The following is a 15,444-nucleotide window of genomic DNA, read 5'->3' as shown; positions in this document are numbered from 1 at the left end:
TGGTTCCAGGGTTTGAGAAATGACGCTTCGCCTGTACTTCGAACACGACCTGCTGACTGCCCCGGTAGAACTGCTGACCTGCGTGCCCCGGGACGATCTGTTCGCCGCGACCTTGCACGCCACGCCCTTTCATCCCCAGGGTGGCGGCCAACCCAGCGACACTGGCTGGATTGGCGAGGCCCGCGTGCTGCGAGTCACCCAGGAAGGCGAGCAGATCGTGCATTACCTGACCCAGCCGCTGACGCCGGGAAGCCATGAAGCTCGCGTCGATGAAGAGCAGCGCCTGTTCAACAGCCGCATGCACTCCGCCGGACACTTGATTGGCCACTTCGTACAGAGCCTGGGCTGGATACCGATCAAGGCTCATCACTGGCCGAACGAGGGACGGGTGTCGTTCAAGCCCGGCGAACAGCCTCAGGCAATCGACTGCGCCCGGGTGCAGAACGCCCTCGCACAATGGATCAGCGACGATTTTCCCCGGCATATTTCCCTGGCCGCCGGATCGCGCCAGATCAGCTTCGGCCAGTTGCCCGCCTACGGTTGCGGCGGCACTCACGTCCAGCACCTGCAACAGCTGGGACGGGTGCTCATCGACTCGGTCGCGGAGAAAAAAGGCACCCTTTCAGTCAGCTACAGCCTCGGCTGAGCCACCCACGCTTTTACCCACCTTCCTGCCTTGCGGAGTCCGCATGCTGTCCAACTATCTTGGGGAATTTCTTGCCCTGGCCGTCGTTCACTTTCTTGCCGTGGTCGCCCCAGGCCCGGACTTTACCGTCACCATTCGCCAGAGCGTGCGCTTTGGCCGAATGACCGGTGTCTGTACCGCCCTGGGGATCGGTGCCGGCATTTCGGTGCATGTGCTCTACACCCTGCTGGGGGTCGGTGCACTGATGCACGCGACGCCCTGGCTGCTGAGCGCCGCCAAGCTGCTGGGCGCGGCCTACATTCTGTACCTGGGCGTCAGCCTGTTGCGCAGCAAGGCCAAGACCAGCATCCCAGGCGACACGGCGCCGGATGAGCCGCAGCAGACGTTGCTGCGGGCCTTTATCACCGGTTTCCTGACCAACGCCACCAACCCCAAGGCGACCCTGTTTTTCCTGGCGATCTTCACCACCCTGGTCAGCGCCACCACGCCGTTGAGCATTCAGGCGCTGTATGGCGCCTGGATGTGCCTGGTGAACGCGCTGTGGTTCGTCATCGTCGCGCTGTTCTTTTCCAGCACCCGGGTCCGCCTGCTGTTCATGCGCCTGGGCCACTGGTTCGAGCGCTGCATGGGGCTGATCCTGCTGCTGTTCGCCGGACGCCTGCTGCTGTCGCTGTAAGCGACCCACGACAAAGGCCCGCACAGTCGTCTGACTGGCGGGCCTTTTTTTGTCCATGGCAGGACGAAGCGTTGAATCGCAGACAAACAAAAACGCCGCTCAGTGAGCGGCGTTCTTGTGAAATTGGAGCGGGAAACGAGACTCGAACTCGCGACCCCGACCTTGGCAAGGTCGTGCTCTACCAACTGAGCTATTCCCGCAAATGGCGTCCCCTAGGGGACTCGAACCCCTGTTACCGCCGTGAAAGGGCGGTGTCCTAGGCCACTAGACGAAGGGGACACGCTACCCGGAACACATGGTGTGTGTTTCGGTGTCCAGACCCGCATCCTAAGACTTGGTTCTGGTTTCACTCGACCCCGCCCGAAAGCAGTGCCGTTTAAAATTGGAGCGGGAAACGAGACTCGAACTCGCGACCCCGACCTTGGCAAGGTCGTGCTCTACCAACTGAGCTATTCCCGCAAATGGCGTCCCCTAGGGGACTCGAACCCCTGTTACCGCCGTGAAAGGGCGGTGTCCTAGGCCACTAGACGAAGGGGACACGCTACCCGGAACACATGGTGTGTGTTTCGGTGTCCAGATCCGCATCCGAAGACTTGGCTCTGGTTTCACTCGACCCCGCCCGAAAGCAGTGCCGTTTAAAATTGGAGCGGGAAACGAGACTCGAACTCGCGACCCCGACCTTGGCAAGGTCGTGCTCTACCAACTGAGCTATTCCCGCATTGGCGTCCCCTAGGGGACTCGAACCCCTGTTACCGCCGTGAAAGGGCGGTGTCCTAGGCCACTAGACGAAGGGGACACGCTACAACATTCACTACCTTCAACGTTTCGCGCTTTGCTTTCCGTTGAAAGTGGCGCGCATTCTATGGATGCTTTGGGAGGCCGTCAACCCCCAGATATAATTTTATTTAAATCAATGACTTCGGAGTGGTTTTAGGCTCACTTCGGGCTTTTCTGCCGTCCGCGCTTTGACGCCTATATTCTGGCACTCGACAAGACGCTATAGTCCCCCGCAGCCGGTGATGGCAATTTGAACCTGGGGCTCACCCTGGTGGTTCTATACCTATATAAGCAGCACAACTCATGCCCGGCTCGTCGAGCGGCGCTATGCGTCTAAATGCCAAGCCACTACACTCGCACGCGAATCCTATAACGAGGTTTTAACGGTGACACCACTCATGATCACCCTGCTGGTAATAGCCGGGATCGCACTATTGATCGCCATTGGCTACATGAACCATGTGGTGGAAAACAACAAACTGGAAAAGGCCCGCACCAAAGTCGAACTCAATGATCGCCTGCGTCGCTGCGGCGAGATCACCGAAACCTTCCCTGGCCAGTTCATGTCACCGGCCCTCAAGCTGCTGCTGACACGCCTGGAACTCAACGTTGTGCAGCGCATGCTCAACCTCGACAAGGCAGATAGCGCTCTCAAGGCGCGTCTGGCCGAGCTCAATACCTTGGTGGGACAGGGCGAATCGATTCCGGTGAACAATCCACCGTCGCCGATCCAGACCGAAGCCAAGGCCAAGGATGTTCGCTTCCTGCTGGAGGCCATGCACGGCCAGGTCACCCGTGCCGCCCACGATGGCTTCCTGCAACCCAATGAAGCCAAGCGCTGGATCAAGGAGATCCGCCATATCCTGGTGTTGCTGCATATCGAGTTCTTCAACAACCTGGGCCAATACGCCCTGCAACAGAACCAGCCGGGCCAGGCCCGCCTGGCCTTCGAACGCGGCGTGCAATACCTGCGCAAGCAACCGGACCCGGCGGTCTACAAGGAACAGCTGGAATACCTGGATAAGCTCCTGGCCCGTGCCAACGCCATGGTGCTATCGACCCTGGAGCCCGCGCCAGATGAGGACAACGAGCTGACCCAAGGCCTGAAGACCGTGGAAGCCGACGCCGACTGGAAGAAGAAAGCCATCTACGACTGATATGAAAAACCCCTGCCTGGCGCATCCAGCGCCAGGCAGGGGTTCGATGCAACAGCACCCTCTTCGCCGCTACAAGCGGAAATGCCCCACCATCCCCTTCAACTCCACACCCAACTGCGCCAGCTCGATGCTCGACGCAGCATTGCCTTGCATGGCCAGGGAAGACTGGTCGGCACTGGCACGAATGCTGGTGACACTGCGATTGATCTCTTCAGCCACCGAACTCTGCTGTTCGGCGGCAGCGGCAATCTGCTGGTTCATCTGCTGAATCAACGACACCGCCGCGGCAATACTGCCCAGGGCACTTTCAGTCTGCAGGGCATCGCTGACCGCCAGCTTCACCAGCTCGCCGCTGCTCTGGATCTGCTGCACGGAAGAGTCGGCAGCCGCATGCAATGCCGTCACCAGACGCGCGATCTCCTCGGTGGACTGCTGGGTACGTTTGGCCAAGGCCCGAACTTCATCGGCCACCACCGCAAAGCCCCTGCCCTGCTCCCCCGCCCTTGCCGCCTCGATGGCGGCATTGAGGGCCAGCAGGTTGGTCTGCTCGGCAACGCTCTTGATGACATCCAGCACGCTGCCGATGTTGTCGATCTCTGCGCTCAGGCTCTCGATGCCGCTGCTGGCCCGGGTCGCGGAATCCGCCAACTGCTCGATGCGTTGCATGCTCTGGCGCACGACCTGCTGGCCACTCTCCACCTTGTCATCCGCCGCCTGGGCGGCCTGGGCCGCTTGCTCGGCATTGCGCGCCACATCGTGCACCGTGGCGGTCATCTGATTCATGGCGGTGGCCACCTGCTCGGTTTCTTCCTTCTGGGTACTGACTTCAAGGTTGGTCTGCTCGGTCACCGAGGACAGTGACTGGGCCGAACTGGCCAGTTGCTCGATCCCGGCCTGCAGGCCACTGACGATACCGCTCAGGCCACTGCCCATCTGCTGCATCGCCTGCATCAACTGGCCGATCTCGTCACGCCGGGTGACCATCACCGTGGTGCTCAGGTCCCCCGCCGCGATCTGCTGGGCCACATGCATCACACTGCGTAGCGGACGAACGATCAGGCGAGTGATGCTCAAGGCCGCCAGCAGTCCCACCAGCAATGCCAAGGCCGAGGAGCCGATGATCAGCAGGGTGTTTTTCTCCAGCTCCCCCTGCATCGACAGATCTTCAGCGGCATAAGCCTGGTCGACCCGTGCCATCACCTGGGCGGCGCGCTCATGCAACGTCTGATAGACCTGTTTCTCCTGAGCCAACAGGCCGGTGTATTCGTTGAGTTTTTCGCTGAAGTTGCCGATGTGCCCAGCGACCTCGTTGAGCACCGTCTGGTAGCCCCCATCCTTGACTGCGCTCTTCAACTGCTCGGCTTGAGCCAGGGCCTGCTCGGCCTGCTCGATATTGCCCTGCTCGGCACTGCCTTGCTCATCCCCCTTGCGATTCTGGTCCAGGCGCACCCGAGCTTCGTTCATGGCTTGCAGCATCAGGCGCGAAACCTGGCTGATCTGATTGGCCTGTTCGATGAACTCCGCGCCCTCCTTGCCCTGGGAATCCTTGAGCGTATAGGCGCCGTCATCCGCCAGACCGGCCTGCAGCACGTCAAGGTTGTTGGCCACACTGGACACCGACCAACTGGCCATTTCCAGGGCCAGGTCCTTGGCCTGGGTGAGCTCGACGAATTCATCGAAGGCCTTGCGGTAGTCCGCCAGCGCCAGTTCGACCTCCCCCATCACTGATTGGTTGGCGGTCGACTGCCCCTTGAGCTGCTGTGCCAGGAGCAACAGTGCATCCAGGCTTTCATGCAGGCTGTCCACCGTCTTGCTGTCGCCGTGCAAGGCATAGTCCTGCTCCAGCAGTCGCACCTTGAGCACGCCACTGTTGAGCTGGGACATCTGCTTGAGGCCATCGAAACGCTGGCTGACGGTTTGCAGGGACCAAACGCCGATGCCGGCCACCAGGGCCGTCAAGAGCAACACCAGGGCAAAACCGATACCCAGTTTCTTTGCCATGCCCAGGTTGGCAAAACGTCCACTCGCGGCCGAAGTCATGGTGCGCAGTCCCCTTCCAATCCCCAATGGCAATAAGGCCATTTTGTCTTTACGAAGGGTCGCAACGGCGTGCACCGGCGCACAAGTCTCTGACGTCGGAATAATGGCAAAAAGCTACGCCGAGGTCGTTTTCAGGACACTGGAGGTCGATTCCATCGGGCCCCGGCGGGCTGTTGCGCCAAGGCCCGAGCCTGCAGTCAGATGGCCGTGGCGCCGCCGTCGACGGTCAAGGCGTGTCCAGTGGTGAAAGCAGCGCCATCACTGCACAGATAGAGCACCGCACTGGCAATCTCCTCGACTTTGCCGATACGCCCCACCGGGTGCATCGCCGCGGCAAATTCGGCCTTCTTCGGGTCAGCCTCATAGGCACGGCGGAACATGTCGGTATCGATCACTGCCGGGCAGACGGCATTCACCCGAATCTTCTTTTTGGCGTACTCGATGGCCGCAGACTTGGTCAGGCCGATCACGGCATGCTTGGACGCCGCATAGATGCTCATCTTCGGAGCGGCGCCCAGGCCAGCCACCGAAGCGGTGTTGACGATCGCGCCACCGCCCTGGGCAAGCAGCAGCGGCAGCTGGTACTTCATGCACAACCAGACCCCTTTGACGTTGACCCCCATGATGGCGTCGAACTCATCCAGGGAGCCTTCCGCCAACCGCCCCTTCTCGATCTCGATCCCGGCATTGTTGAAGGCATAGTCCAGACGGCCATAAGCCTCGATTGTCCGGGCCATGAGGTTCTGCACATCCGCCTCCCGGGTGACGTCGCAAGACACGAACAGCGCCTCGCCTCCAGCCGCCTGGATAAGCGCCACCGTCTCTTCGCCTCCGAGCACATCCAGATCCGCCACCACCACTTTCAAACCTTCTGCGGCGAACGCCTGGGCAGTCGCCCGGCCGATACCGTTGGCCGCGCCGGTCACCAGGGCCACCTGGCCGGAAAACGTCATGCTCATTGCAAAGATCCTCGATCAAGTACGGGTCAGCTACCCAATCCAATCTAGCCACAGCCGGCCATGGTCGCGTCAGCACTATCAAAAGGCCGGTTGAGGTCTTATGCCTGCTGGTGATGAACGCCCCCCTCTCTACATCACCACACTGGATTGGCTCCCATTCGCTGGACTGGCAAACCTTGCGACAACGTCCTTGAGGGTCTATCAACTAGAGCTTCATTCACCCCTTGAGTGCCTGTCATGACCACCCTGACCAATCGCCAGTTCCTGCTTGCCAAACGTCCCGTCGGGGCAGCCACCCGCGAGACCTTTACCTACCAGCAGGTCGCCGTCGGCGAACCGGCAGCGGGGCAGATTCTAGTGAAGAACCAATACCTGTCCCTGGACCCGGCGATGCGCGGCTGGATGAATGAAGGCAAGTCCTATATCCCTCCGGTGGCGATTGGCGAGGTCATGCGCGCCCTTGGGGTGGGCCAGGTGATTGCCTCGAACAACCCGGGATTCGCAGTCGGCGACTACGTCAATGGTGCCCTGGGTGTGCAGGACTATTTCCTGGGCGAGCCCCGGGGCTTCTACAAGGTCGACCCCAAGCTGGCCCCTCTGCCGCGCTACCTTTCAGCCCTGGGCATGACCGGCATGACGGCCTATTTCGCCCTGCTGGATGTCGGCGCGCCCAAGGCCGGTGACACCGTGGTGCTGTCCGGTGCGGCAGGCGCGGTGGGCAGCATCGCCGGGCAGATCGCCAAGATCAAAGGCTGCCGGGTGGTGGGCATCGCCGGCGGCCAGGACAAGTGCAAGTTCCTCATCGAGGAACTGGGTTTTGACGGCGCCATCGACTACAAGAGCGAAGACGTGCACGCCGGGCTCAAGCGTGAGTGCCCCAAAGGCGTCGATGTGTATTTCGACAACGTCGGCGGCGACATTCTCGATGCCGTGCTCAGCCGCCTGAACCTCAAAGCCCGGGTGGTGATCTGTGGCGCCATCAGCCAGTACAACAACAAGGAAGCGGTCAAGGGACCGGCCAACTACCTGTCGCTGCTGGTCAACCGTGCGCGCATGGAGGGGTTCGTGGTGATGGACTACGCCTCGCAGTTCGCCGCCGCCGGACAGGAAATGGCCGGCTGGATGGCCAAGGGGCAACTCAAGAGCAAGGAGGATATTGTCGAAGGCCTGGAGACCTTTCCGGAAACGCTGACCAAGCTGTTCAGCGGTGAGAACTTCGGCAAGCTGGTACTGAAGGTCTGACCTGCAGGAGCCGGCAAGCCGGCTCCTGCAAGAGGAGGCGTGTTACAGGGCCAGTTCGGCCACTACGTCGGCCAGGGCCTTGGCCGGATCGGCCGCCTGGCTGATGGGACGACCAATCACCAGGTAATCGGAGCCTGCGTCCAGAGCCTGACGCGGGGTGAGAATCCGCCGCTGGTCGTCCTGGGCGCTGCCCGCCGGACGAATCCCCGGGGTCACCAGTTGCAGAGTCGGATGGGCGCTCTTCAGTGCCTGGGCTTCCAGGGCCGAGCACACCAGGCCGTCCATGCCGGCCTTCTGCGCCAGGGCGGCCAGGCGCAGGACCTGCTCCTGGGGCTCGATGTCCAGGCCAATACCGGCCAGGTCTTCACGCTCCATGCTGGTGAGCACGGTGACGCCGATCAACAGCGGTTTGGGACCTGTGCGCTGATCCAGCACCTCGCGGCAGGCAGCCATCATGCGCAGGCCGCCGGAGCAATGCACGTTGACCATCCACACGCCCATTTCCGCAGCAGCCTTGACCGCCATGGCGGTGGTGTTGGGAATGTCGTGGAACTTCAGGTCCAGGAACACTTCGAAACCCTTGTCACGCAAGGTCCCGACAATCTCGGCGGCACAGCTGGTGAACAGTTCCTTGCCGACTTTGACCCGGCACAGTTTCGGGTCCAGTTGATCGGCCAGTTTCAGTGCGGCGTCACGGGTGGGGAAATCCAGGGCGACGATGATAGGAGTCTGGCAGGCGGACATGAAGGGGCTCTCAGGCAAGTCGAAATCGGCGCGGATTGTAGCGCAAGCCGTGGCGCTCCGGGACCCGATGAAAGGTAAAACATCCTCAACGGTGGTCGCGAATGCCGATCCGGCCGACAAATCCCCCGGGAGACGCGGACTTTGTATCAAGCCGGATACACTGACGACACGTCAGCAACAATCCCCGACGCTACCCTCCCCAGCCGCAATACCCTCGAACAGCACTTCCAGCCCCCGGGCCGGACGCCTATGCTGAAGCCACAACCCCGCCGTCACCTTCTAGTGGCGGCAAGCCTACCTGGCAGATGAACGCCCCATGCACAACACTCCAGCCCCTCTCAACGACTCCAAAGCAGCAGTCAATGCCGATGACAAGCGCTGGAACACCCGGGCCCTGATCGTCGACGACGACGTACCGATCCGCGAACTGCTGATCGACTACCTGGCGCGCTTCAACATCCATGCCAGTGGCGTCACCGACGGAACAGCAATGCGCCAGGCCCTGCAGGCCGAACACTTTGACGTGGTGGTACTGGATCTGATGCTGCCCGGGGAAGACGGCCTGTCCCTGTGCCGCTGGCTGCGCACCGAATCGGATATTCCGATCCTCATGCTCACCGCCCGCTGCGAACCCACCGACCGCATCATCGGCCTGGAACTGGGGGCCGACGACTACATGGCCAAGCCCTTCGAACCCCGAGAGCTGGTGGCGCGAATCCAGACCATCCTGCGCCGGGTCCGTGATGATCGCAGCGAACAGCGAGCCAATATCCGCTTCGACAGCTGGCGCCTGAACAGCGTCCTGCGCCAACTGATCTCGGCCGATGGGCTGGTGGTGCCGCTGTCCAATGCCGAGTTCCGCCTGCTGTGGGTATTCATCGAACGCCCGCGCCGGGTGTTGAGCCGCGAACAACTGCTGGACGCCGCCCGCGGACGCTCCATCGAAGCCTTTGATCGCAGCATCGACCTGCTGGTCTCGCGTCTGCGGCAGAAGCTCGGGGATGATCCGAAATCGCCGCAGTTGATCAAGACGGTACGCGGAGAGGGCTACCTGTTCGACGCCCGAGATATCGGCTGATGCGTGGGCGTTTCGATACGCTGTTCGGCCGCCTGTTCGGCGTCCTGCTGATCGCGATCGTACTCGCCCACCTGCTGGCGTTCTTCTGGTTTCACCATTACGGACCACCGCCCCCACCGCCGCCGCCCCATTCGGCGACGTTCAACAATGGCCAGCCTCCAGTTCAGCCACCGCATTTCCCGAGACGCCCGCCACGGCCCTGGTTCGGTGGCCCGCTGGTGCCCCTGACTTTCCAGTTCATTTCCTTGATCATCGCCGCCTGGTACGGCGCCAAGCTGCTATCGCGCCCCATCCAGCGCCTCAGCGATGCCGCGGAACGCCTGAGTGAAAATCTCGACAGCCCGCCCCTGGAAGAAGTCGGCCCCCGGGAAGCGCGACAAGCGGCCAGCGCCTTCAACCAGATGCAAAAACGCATACAGGAACAGGTTCAGCAGCGGGGGCGCATGCTCGGCGCCGTGTCCCATGACCTGCGCACGCCACTGTCACGCCTCAAGCTGCGCCTGGAACAGATCGAGGACAGCAAGCTGCAAGGACAGATGCGCCAGGACCTGGACGACATGATCAAGATGCTCGATGCCACCCTCAGCTATCTACATGAACAGCGCACCAGCGAGGCGGCGCAATGGATGGATGTGCAGGCGCTGGTGGAGTCGCTGTGCGAGAACGCCCAGGACCAGGGCGCCGACGTCCAGGCCCAAGGCCATTGCGCGCCCCTGCTGGTGCAGCCGATGGCCCTGCAGTCCTGCCTCAACAACCTGCTGGACAACGCCTTGCGCTATGCCGGGCAGGCCACCCTGACCCTGGAAGACAACCGTGAGCAGTTGCTGATCCGGGTCATCGATCATGGGCCGGGGATTGCCGCCGACAAGCGTGAGGCCGTGTTCGAGCCCTTCTTCCGCCTCGAAGGCTCGCGCAACCGCAACTCCGGCGGCGTCGGCCTGGGCATGACCATCGCCCGCGAGGCGGCGGAGCGCATGGGTGGGCAATTGCTGCTGGACGAAACCCCGGGCGGCGGCCTGACTGCAGTGTTGCACCTGCCTCGCCCCTGAGCGCCTTGTGTAGCGACGGGTACTAAACTCAAGTACCCAGGACAGCGACGCCCAGAACCAGCAGGCCAACATCGCCGAAGCCCTGGGCAAGATGATCGCCACCCTCAGCAAGCAGTATCAGTTGAACCCCGGCAGCAGCGTCAACGTCGCCGTCTGTTGGCCCCTTGCCGCTCCCTCGGGGGGCGGCAATCCGCACGTCAGCGCGGTTCCTGGGCCCGGGCCTGGCTGGCACTCCAGTCCAGCAGCAGGCTGTAGGCCACCGCCAGCAGGGTCGGCCCGATAAACAGGCCGATAAAGCCAAAGGCGATCAGGCCGCCGAACACGCCCAGCAGCACGATCACCAGGGGCAGATTGCCACCGCGACTGATCAGATACGGCTTGAGCACGTTGTCGACGCCGCTGATGATGAAGGTGCCCCAGATTCCCAGGAACACCGCCATGCCGTATTCGCCCTTCCAGGCCAGCCAGGCCGTGGCCGGAATCCATACCAGGGGCGGTCCCATGGGAATCAGGCTGAGCAGGAAGGTGACGATACCCAGCACCAGCGCCCCGGGAACGCCGGCAATCAGGAATCCGATCAGCGCCAGCACGCCTTGGGCCGCTGCGGTACCTATGACTCCGTTGACCACCCGTTGCACCGTGCCGGCCACCAGTTCGATGTAATACCCGGCCCGGTCACCGATCAGGCGTTCCAGCAGCTTGTGCACGAACAGCGCCAGGCGCGGACCGTCGCGGTAGAAGAAAAACACGAAGACAATACTCAGGGTCAGCTCAAGGATGCCCCCGCCTATCTGCGCACTGCGGGCCAGCAACCAGTTGCCGACCTGCCCCAGGTACGGCTTGACCGCCAGCATCAGGGCCGCGCCCTGCTGGTCGATGCTGTCCCACAACGCCACCAAGCGCTCTCCGACCAATGGCAAGCCACCGAGCCAGGCGGGAGCCTCGGGCAGCCCGTCCACCTGTACGTCCTTGATAAAGGCCGTGGCATCGCGCACATGGTCCGCCAGATTGAGGCCCAGCCAAACCAGGGGCGCCGCCACCAGGACCATCCAGCCCAGGGTCAGCAGCGCTGCGGCCAGGGATTCGCGGCCATTGAGCCAACGGGTCAGCAATCGCATCAGAGGCCAACTGGCAAAGGCCAGCACCGCGCCCCAGAACAGCGCCGACCAGAAAGGCGCCATCACCCAGAAGCTGGCACCGAACAACACCAGGAGCAGGATCTGCACCAGCAGGCGATCGTTATTGGGCATGAAATGTCTCGCGCAAGAAGAATCAGAGAAGAGTAGGCGAACCCGCGAATGCGGGCCGCCTGAAACAGCTTAACGCAGCCGTTCGACGTGCAAGCCGGTCACTTCGGTGTTGCCGGTCTCCATGCGCGTGGCCAGCACGCCCTGGCTGATCAGGGCCTGGCGCCAGGCTTCAGCCTGCTTGCCGGACAGGCTGATCCGCATCGTGGTGTCCAGATTCAAGCCACGAGAGAGCAGATTGAGCCAGACGGGCTGGGGGTCCGCGAGTTTTGGCAGATCCAGTTTTCCCGTGTCCTTCAGCTGCCGTAGCAAGGTCGCCGAGGTGGGCAGCAGGTCGCCCAGAGGCGCTGCAGCATCAAACTGTTCCACATGGAGGTAGGCCCGGCGATTACCCCGGGTGATGCTATACAAGGCCACCAGGGTGTTCTCCTGGGGCTCCGCCAGGCGCAACAGCAGATAGGCCTGCTGCTCATCGGCGCCGTACAGCTTGGCGTTGCCGAACACTTGATTGGCCCACAGGCTGCTCTCGCCGCAATCCCTGGCCTGGCACCAGAACAACAGCTCGGCCCCCTGCTTCTGCAGGGCCTCCCGGGCCAGGGTGAAGGCCTCGTTGGAGGTGCGCTCGGCGGGTAATTGGTAGGTAATGGCGGTGAGTTTGCCCCTGGCATTGACCTGTCCGTCAAAACGCAGCTGGCCGCTGATCCTGCGGACCGACCCCAAGGGGTAGACGCGCTCCTGCTCCACTTCGGGGCGGTAGTCGACGATTTGTGCGTCGGTCAGACGGGGAACCAAAGGCAGGTCATGACTGCCCGGCAGATCGGCGGCAAGCGCCAGCGAGCTTAACAAGGCCAAGCTCAAAGCACTGATTGAACGCATGAACACTCTCATCGGATAAGCATGGCCTGGGCGCCTTTGACGACGCTGGCGTCATCATTGCGCTGCGGAACCTGCAAGCCGCGCTGGACCGCAGGCCGGGCCTCCAGGGCCGCCATCCAGCGTTGCAGGGCCGGCAATCCCTGTACCGAGACACCGGACCATTCATGACCGCGCACCCAGGGGAAGGTGGCGATATCGGCAATGCTGTAGTCCCCGGCCAGGTATTCGACCTGCTGCAGACGAGTATCGAGCACCTCGTACAGGCGCCGGGTTTCATGCTGGTAGCGGTCGATGGCGCCCTGGAGCTTTTCCGGGAAATAACGGAAGAATACGTTGGCCTGGCCCTGCATGGGCCCCACCCCGCCCATCTGGAACATCAGCCATTGCATGACGATGGAGCGGCCCTTGGGGTCGGCGGGCAGCAACTGGCCACTGCGCTCGGCCAGGTACACCAGGATCGCGCCAGATTCGAATACGGGGAAATCACCATTGTCGCGATCGACGATGGCCGGAATACGTCCATTGGGATTGATCTTCAAAAACGCTGGCGCCTTTTGCTCCCGCTTGTCGAAACTCAGGGCGTGCACGGTATAGGGCAGGCCGAGCTCTTCGAGCAGGATGGAAACCTTGTGGCCATTGGGGGTCGCAGCGGTGTACAGATCTATCATGGTTGTCTCCCATTTCAACCCGCCCAGCCTCGACAGTTGACCCCGTCAAGTCAAGGAACGGCGAAAAACCGATTGAAACAGTCTGCGACAAAGCGGGCACCGGTCTCATCGTTGAGATGCAGATGGTGGCCGCCTGGCAGCTGCTCACGGCTAAAGGGTAGACGCTGCAACAGCGCTTCATGCCTGGCCAACATGCCATCGGCTGCTACCACCAGTTGAGTTGGACAACTGACACGCTGGACGAAGGACATGGCCTGTTCCTCGGTCAGCCGCAGCGGCGAGGCTAGGGTCAGGCGACTGTCACTGCGCCAGGTGTAGCCACCGGCAACCGGCATCAGGCCACGCTGGGCCAGCAGCTCGGCAGCCTCGCGACTGACCGCGACCAGTCCCTTCATCCGTGCTTCGATGGCCCGTTCCAGAGTGCGATAGACCGGTTTGCTCTTGTCCTGCAGGTTGATTTGCGCCTGCAGGGCCATGCCCAGGCGTTCGGCGGCGTCCTCGCCCTTGGCGGTCGGTGGAATGACCCCGTCGATCAAGGCCAGGTGGCTGACCCGCTCCGGCAGCGCGGCCGCCAGCACCAGGGATACGATCGCCCCCAGGGAATGGCCCATCAGGGCGAAACGCTTCCAGCCCAGCTGTTCAGCGACTTGCAGCACGTCGTACACGTAGTCCCACAAGGCATAGCCGGCCCCCAGGGGGCGATGCCCGGAATGACCATGGCCGGCCAGGTCCAGGGCAACGATACGCAGACCTTTGAGCTTGGGCGCCAGCCGGGCAAAGCTGTTGGCGTTGTCCAGCCAGCCGTGCAGGGCGATGACCGGTAAACCGTCCTCGGGCCCGAACAGATGAGCCGCCAGTTCGATGTGGGGCAGACTCAGGCGCACTTCCTCGACGGTATGGCTCATGCACAACTCCGTTGCTGGCGATCGTCCCAGCGGCTGAACAGCTCCTTGAGCAAGGCCGCCGTGGCAGTGGGCCGTTCAAGAGGAAACATGTGGCCGCCGGGCATGGTCAGCGATTCCCCATGGGGCATGCGCCCCACTGCACTGGTGTGATGACGCATCACTACCCGGCTCTGCTGCCCCCGCACCACCGCCAGGGGCACCTTTAGCTGGCGGGCGCTGCCAGGGCTGGTGTGGGGCACGCCGCGATAGATGCTGATCTCGGTAGCCGGATCGAAGCGCAACCGCAGGCGGTCGCCCACTTGCTGCAGGCCATGCTGCAAATACGCGTCCAGACAGTCCGGATCGAACGCGCGAAACAGGGTCTTGCGCGAGAAGTAGCTGCGGGCCGCTTCGATATCGGCAAATTCCTCACGACGTCCCAGAGTGCGCCCGGCGGGAGTCAAGCGGTCGATGAAACCAAACCGCTTGGCGGCGCGGATCACCCATTGATCGGCACGGGTCAGCACCGGGGAATCGAGCATGACCACGCCCCGATACAGTTCCGGACAACGCAAGGCCGCATGCAAGTGCAACACCCCGCCCAATGAATGTCCGACGCCCCATACCGGCTGGGCCTGCTGTTGCAGGTGGTGAATCAATTCGTCCACCAGGCTGCGCCAGTTATCGTCCACCGGAAAACGCGGGTCATGGGCGTGCTGCTGCAAATGGCTGACCTGGAACTCAGGCGCCAGGGCAGCGAACAACTTGCCGTAAGTCCCGGAGGGAAACCCATTGGCGTGAGCGAAAAACACCTGTTGCGACATACCGACTCATCCATCCACCAAACCAACAACGATTGTCCGCAAGGCCCCGTACCAGGGCAATGACCGTAACGGACAGGAATGCTGACACCCGGGCTCAGCCTATGACCCGTTGTTTCAAGCCACCGGCGGTTTCTGTCCCAGCGGCACCACGGCCATGGTCAGGCGCGAGACGCAACTGGCCTTGCCTTCATCACTGCTCAAGCGGATGTCCCAGACATGGGTAGTTCGCCCGATATGAATGGCCCTGGCTACCGCTGTCACCCGACCGCTGCGCAAGCCCCGCAGGTGGTTGGCATTGATCTCCAGGCCCACGCAATAGAACTGGCTGGCATCGATGCACAGATAGCTGGCCATGGAGCCGACGCTTTCCGCCAGCACCACCGACGCGCCGCCATGCAACAAGCCATAGGGCTGGTGGGTGCGATGGTCGATGACCATGCTCGCCGTCAACGACTCCTCGTCGTAGGACTCAAAGCGAATATCCAGCACTTCGCCGATGGTGTTCTTCTGGATTGCGTTCAGTTGTTCGATGTTCGGAGTGGTACGCCACAGACTCATCGCCGCTTCCTTCTCTCGG

Annotated in this window: 15 protein-coding genes, 6 tRNA genes and 1 pseudogene; 6 read left to right on the top strand and 16 right to left on the bottom strand. The window is 62.3% G+C overall.

Going from position 1 to position 15,444, the window contains the following annotated elements; translation table 11 throughout:
* The first annotated feature begins 19 nt into the window (after positions 1-19).
* On the top strand, positions 20-646 hold the full coding sequence (locus tag LOY69_RS08860; RefSeq protein WP_110595191.1) for an alanyl-tRNA editing protein: 627 nt from the start codon (positions 20-22) through the stop codon (positions 644-646).
* 43 nt (positions 647-689) lie between these two features.
* Positions 690-1,322 carry a LysE family translocator gene (locus LOY69_RS08855; protein WP_265074388.1) on the top strand — a complete coding sequence of 211 codons (633 nt, stop codon included), beginning with the start codon at positions 690-692 and terminating at the stop codon, positions 1,320-1,322.
* 124 nt (positions 1,323-1,446) lie between these two features.
* On the opposite strand, the gene LOY69_RS08850 is transcribed toward LOY69_RS08855, so the two are convergent.
* From LOY69_RS08850 to LOY69_RS08825, 6 genes are all read right to left on the bottom strand, one after another.
* A tRNA-Gly gene (locus tag LOY69_RS08850) sits at positions 1,447-1,522 on the bottom strand.
* A 3-nt stretch (positions 1,523-1,525) separates the two neighbouring features.
* Positions 1,526-1,601, bottom strand: a tRNA-Glu gene (locus tag LOY69_RS08845).
* A 104-nt stretch (positions 1,602-1,705) separates the two neighbouring features.
* A tRNA-Gly gene (locus tag LOY69_RS08840) sits at positions 1,706-1,781 on the bottom strand.
* 3 nt (positions 1,782-1,784) lie between these two features.
* Positions 1,785-1,860, bottom strand: a tRNA-Glu gene (locus LOY69_RS08835).
* Between the two features lie 104 nt (positions 1,861-1,964).
* A tRNA-Gly gene (locus tag LOY69_RS08830) sits at positions 1,965-2,040 on the bottom strand.
* A 2-nt stretch (positions 2,041-2,042) separates the two neighbouring features.
* Positions 2,043-2,118 (bottom strand) — tRNA-Glu (locus LOY69_RS08825).
* 379 nt (positions 2,119-2,497) lie between these two features.
* Between LOY69_RS08825 and LOY69_RS08820 the strand changes: the two genes are divergently transcribed.
* A complete protein-coding gene (locus tag LOY69_RS08820) occupies positions 2,498-3,256 on the top strand; it encodes a hypothetical protein (protein WP_170001250.1) in 759 nt (252 codons plus the stop codon).
* A 69-nt stretch (positions 3,257-3,325) separates the two neighbouring features.
* Here LOY69_RS08820 and LOY69_RS30525 read toward each other — a convergent pair whose 3' ends face one another.
* From LOY69_RS30525 to LOY69_RS08810, 3 genes and pseudogenes are all read right to left on the bottom strand, one after another.
* Positions 3,326-4,189 carry a methyl-accepting chemotaxis protein gene (locus tag LOY69_RS30525; RefSeq protein ID WP_371826160.1) on the bottom strand — a complete coding sequence of 288 codons (864 nt, stop codon included), beginning with the start codon at positions 4,187-4,189 and terminating at the stop codon, positions 3,326-3,328.
* Positions 4,187-4,411 (bottom strand): annotated as a pseudogene (locus LOY69_RS30520) (HAMP domain-containing protein); the annotation flags it as partial. The gene LOY69_RS30525 and the pseudogene LOY69_RS30520, both read right to left, overlap by 3 nt.
* A 1,082-nt stretch (positions 4,412-5,493) precedes the next feature.
* A complete protein-coding gene (locus LOY69_RS08810) occupies positions 5,494-6,255 on the bottom strand; it encodes an SDR family oxidoreductase (RefSeq protein ID WP_102878911.1) in 762 nt (253 codons plus the stop codon).
* Positions 6,256-6,492: 237 nt separating this feature from the next.
* Between LOY69_RS08810 and LOY69_RS08805 the strand changes: the two genes are divergently transcribed.
* Positions 6,493-7,497 carry an NADP-dependent oxidoreductase gene (locus LOY69_RS08805; RefSeq protein ID WP_123392174.1) on the top strand — a complete coding sequence of 335 codons (1,005 nt, stop codon included), beginning with the start codon at positions 6,493-6,495 and terminating at the stop codon, positions 7,495-7,497.
* A 42-nt stretch (positions 7,498-7,539) separates the two neighbouring features.
* On the opposite strand, the gene pyrF is transcribed toward LOY69_RS08805, so the two are convergent.
* On the bottom strand, positions 7,540-8,241 hold the full coding sequence (gene pyrF, locus LOY69_RS08800) for an orotidine-5'-phosphate decarboxylase (RefSeq protein WP_162884117.1): 702 nt from the start codon (positions 8,239-8,241) through the stop codon (positions 7,540-7,542).
* 316 nt (positions 8,242-8,557) lie between these two features.
* Between pyrF and LOY69_RS08795 the strand changes: the two genes are divergently transcribed.
* Together LOY69_RS08795 and LOY69_RS08790 are read left to right on the top strand one after the other, a co-directional pair.
* A complete protein-coding gene (locus LOY69_RS08795; protein ID WP_102878909.1) occupies positions 8,558-9,319 on the top strand; it encodes a response regulator in 762 nt (253 codons plus the stop codon).
* Positions 9,319-10,368: a sensor histidine kinase gene (locus LOY69_RS08790; protein ID WP_102878908.1), complete on the top strand. Its 1,050-nt coding sequence runs from the start codon at positions 9,319-9,321 to the stop codon at positions 10,366-10,368. The genes LOY69_RS08795 and LOY69_RS08790 overlap by 1 nt, the downstream gene beginning before the upstream one ends.
* A gap of 197 nt (positions 10,369-10,565) precedes the next feature.
* Here LOY69_RS08790 and LOY69_RS08785 read toward each other — a convergent pair whose 3' ends face one another.
* The 6 genes from LOY69_RS08785 to LOY69_RS08760 all read right to left on the bottom strand — a co-directional run bounded on the left by LOY69_RS08785 (position 10,566) and on the right by LOY69_RS08760 (position 15,425).
* Positions 10,566-11,618: an AI-2E family transporter gene (locus LOY69_RS08785; protein ID WP_102863944.1), complete on the bottom strand. Its 1,053-nt coding sequence runs from the start codon at positions 11,616-11,618 to the stop codon at positions 10,566-10,568.
* 69 nt (positions 11,619-11,687) lie between these two features.
* Entirely contained in the window at positions 11,688-12,491 is an 804-nt protein-coding gene (locus LOY69_RS08780) for a DUF4892 domain-containing protein (RefSeq protein WP_180988369.1), read from the bottom strand.
* 8 nt (positions 12,492-12,499) lie between these two features.
* Positions 12,500-13,159 (bottom strand): glutathione S-transferase family protein, encoded by a 660-nt coding sequence (locus tag LOY69_RS08775; RefSeq protein ID WP_102878906.1) that lies wholly within the window; start codon positions 13,157-13,159, stop codon positions 12,500-12,502.
* A gap of 50 nt (positions 13,160-13,209) precedes the next feature.
* Positions 13,210-14,064: an alpha/beta hydrolase gene (locus LOY69_RS08770; RefSeq protein ID WP_102878905.1), complete on the bottom strand. Its 855-nt coding sequence runs from the start codon at positions 14,062-14,064 to the stop codon at positions 13,210-13,212.
* Positions 14,061-14,867: an alpha/beta fold hydrolase gene (locus LOY69_RS08765; RefSeq protein ID WP_102863948.1), complete on the bottom strand. Its 807-nt coding sequence runs from the start codon at positions 14,865-14,867 to the stop codon at positions 14,061-14,063. Before LOY69_RS08765 ends, LOY69_RS08770 begins: the two co-directional genes overlap by 4 nt.
* Positions 14,868-14,981: 114 nt before the next feature.
* Positions 14,982-15,425: a hotdog fold thioesterase gene (locus LOY69_RS08760; protein ID WP_102863949.1), complete on the bottom strand. Its 444-nt coding sequence runs from the start codon at positions 15,423-15,425 to the stop codon at positions 14,982-14,984.
* Between the last annotated feature and the right edge of the window lie 19 nt (positions 15,426-15,444).

The sequence above is a fragment of the Pseudomonas sp. B21-059 genome (genome assembly GCF_026016285.1).
GTDB classification, from domain to species: Bacteria; Pseudomonadota; Gammaproteobacteria; order Pseudomonadales; family Pseudomonadaceae; genus Aquipseudomonas; species Aquipseudomonas danubii.
Note: the sequence above shows the minus strand (reverse complement) of the source record. Positions and strands in the feature narration are given on the sequence as shown.

Bases quoted from the DNA above. Each gene is read 5' to 3' on its own strand.
- LOY69_RS08860 (WP_110595191.1), top strand. From the start codon at position 20: ATGACGCTTCGCCTGTACTTCGAACACGACCTGCTGACTGCCCCGGTA.
- LOY69_RS08855 (WP_265074388.1), top strand. From the start codon at position 690: ATGCTGTCCAACTATCTTGGGGAATTTCTTGCCCTGGCCGTCGTTCAC.
- LOY69_RS08820 (WP_170001250.1), top strand. From the start codon at position 2,498: ATGATCACCCTGCTGGTAATAGCCGGGATCGCACTATTGATCGCCATT.
- LOY69_RS30525 (WP_371826160.1), bottom strand. From the start codon at position 4,189: ATGGGCAGTGGCCTGAGCGGTATCGTCAGTGGCCTGCAGGCCGGGATC.
- LOY69_RS08810 (WP_102878911.1), bottom strand. From the start codon at position 6,255: ATGAGCATGACGTTTTCCGGCCAGGTGGCCCTGGTGACCGGCGCGGCC.
- LOY69_RS08805 (WP_123392174.1), top strand. From the start codon at position 6,493: ATGACCACCCTGACCAATCGCCAGTTCCTGCTTGCCAAACGTCCCGTC.
- pyrF (WP_162884117.1), bottom strand. From the start codon at position 8,241: ATGTCCGCCTGCCAGACTCCTATCATCGTCGCCCTGGATTTCCCCACC.
- LOY69_RS08795 (WP_102878909.1), top strand. From the start codon at position 8,558: ATGCACAACACTCCAGCCCCTCTCAACGACTCCAAAGCAGCAGTCAAT.
- LOY69_RS08790 (WP_102878908.1), top strand. From the start codon at position 9,319: ATGCGTGGGCGTTTCGATACGCTGTTCGGCCGCCTGTTCGGCGTCCTG.
- LOY69_RS08785 (WP_102863944.1), bottom strand. From the start codon at position 11,618: ATGCCCAATAACGATCGCCTGCTGGTGCAGATCCTGCTCCTGGTGTTG.
- LOY69_RS08780 (WP_180988369.1), bottom strand. From the start codon at position 12,491: ATGCGTTCAATCAGTGCTTTGAGCTTGGCCTTGTTAAGCTCGCTGGCG.
- LOY69_RS08775 (WP_102878906.1), bottom strand. From the start codon at position 13,159: ATGATAGATCTGTACACCGCTGCGACCCCCAATGGCCACAAGGTTTCC.
- LOY69_RS08770 (WP_102878905.1), bottom strand. From the start codon at position 14,064: ATGAGCCATACCGTCGAGGAAGTGCGCCTGAGTCTGCCCCACATCGAA.
- LOY69_RS08765 (WP_102863948.1), bottom strand. From the start codon at position 14,867: ATGTCGCAACAGGTGTTTTTCGCTCACGCCAATGGGTTTCCCTCCGGG.
- LOY69_RS08760 (WP_102863949.1), bottom strand. From the start codon at position 15,425: ATGAGTCTGTGGCGTACCACTCCGAACATCGAACAACTGAACGCAATC.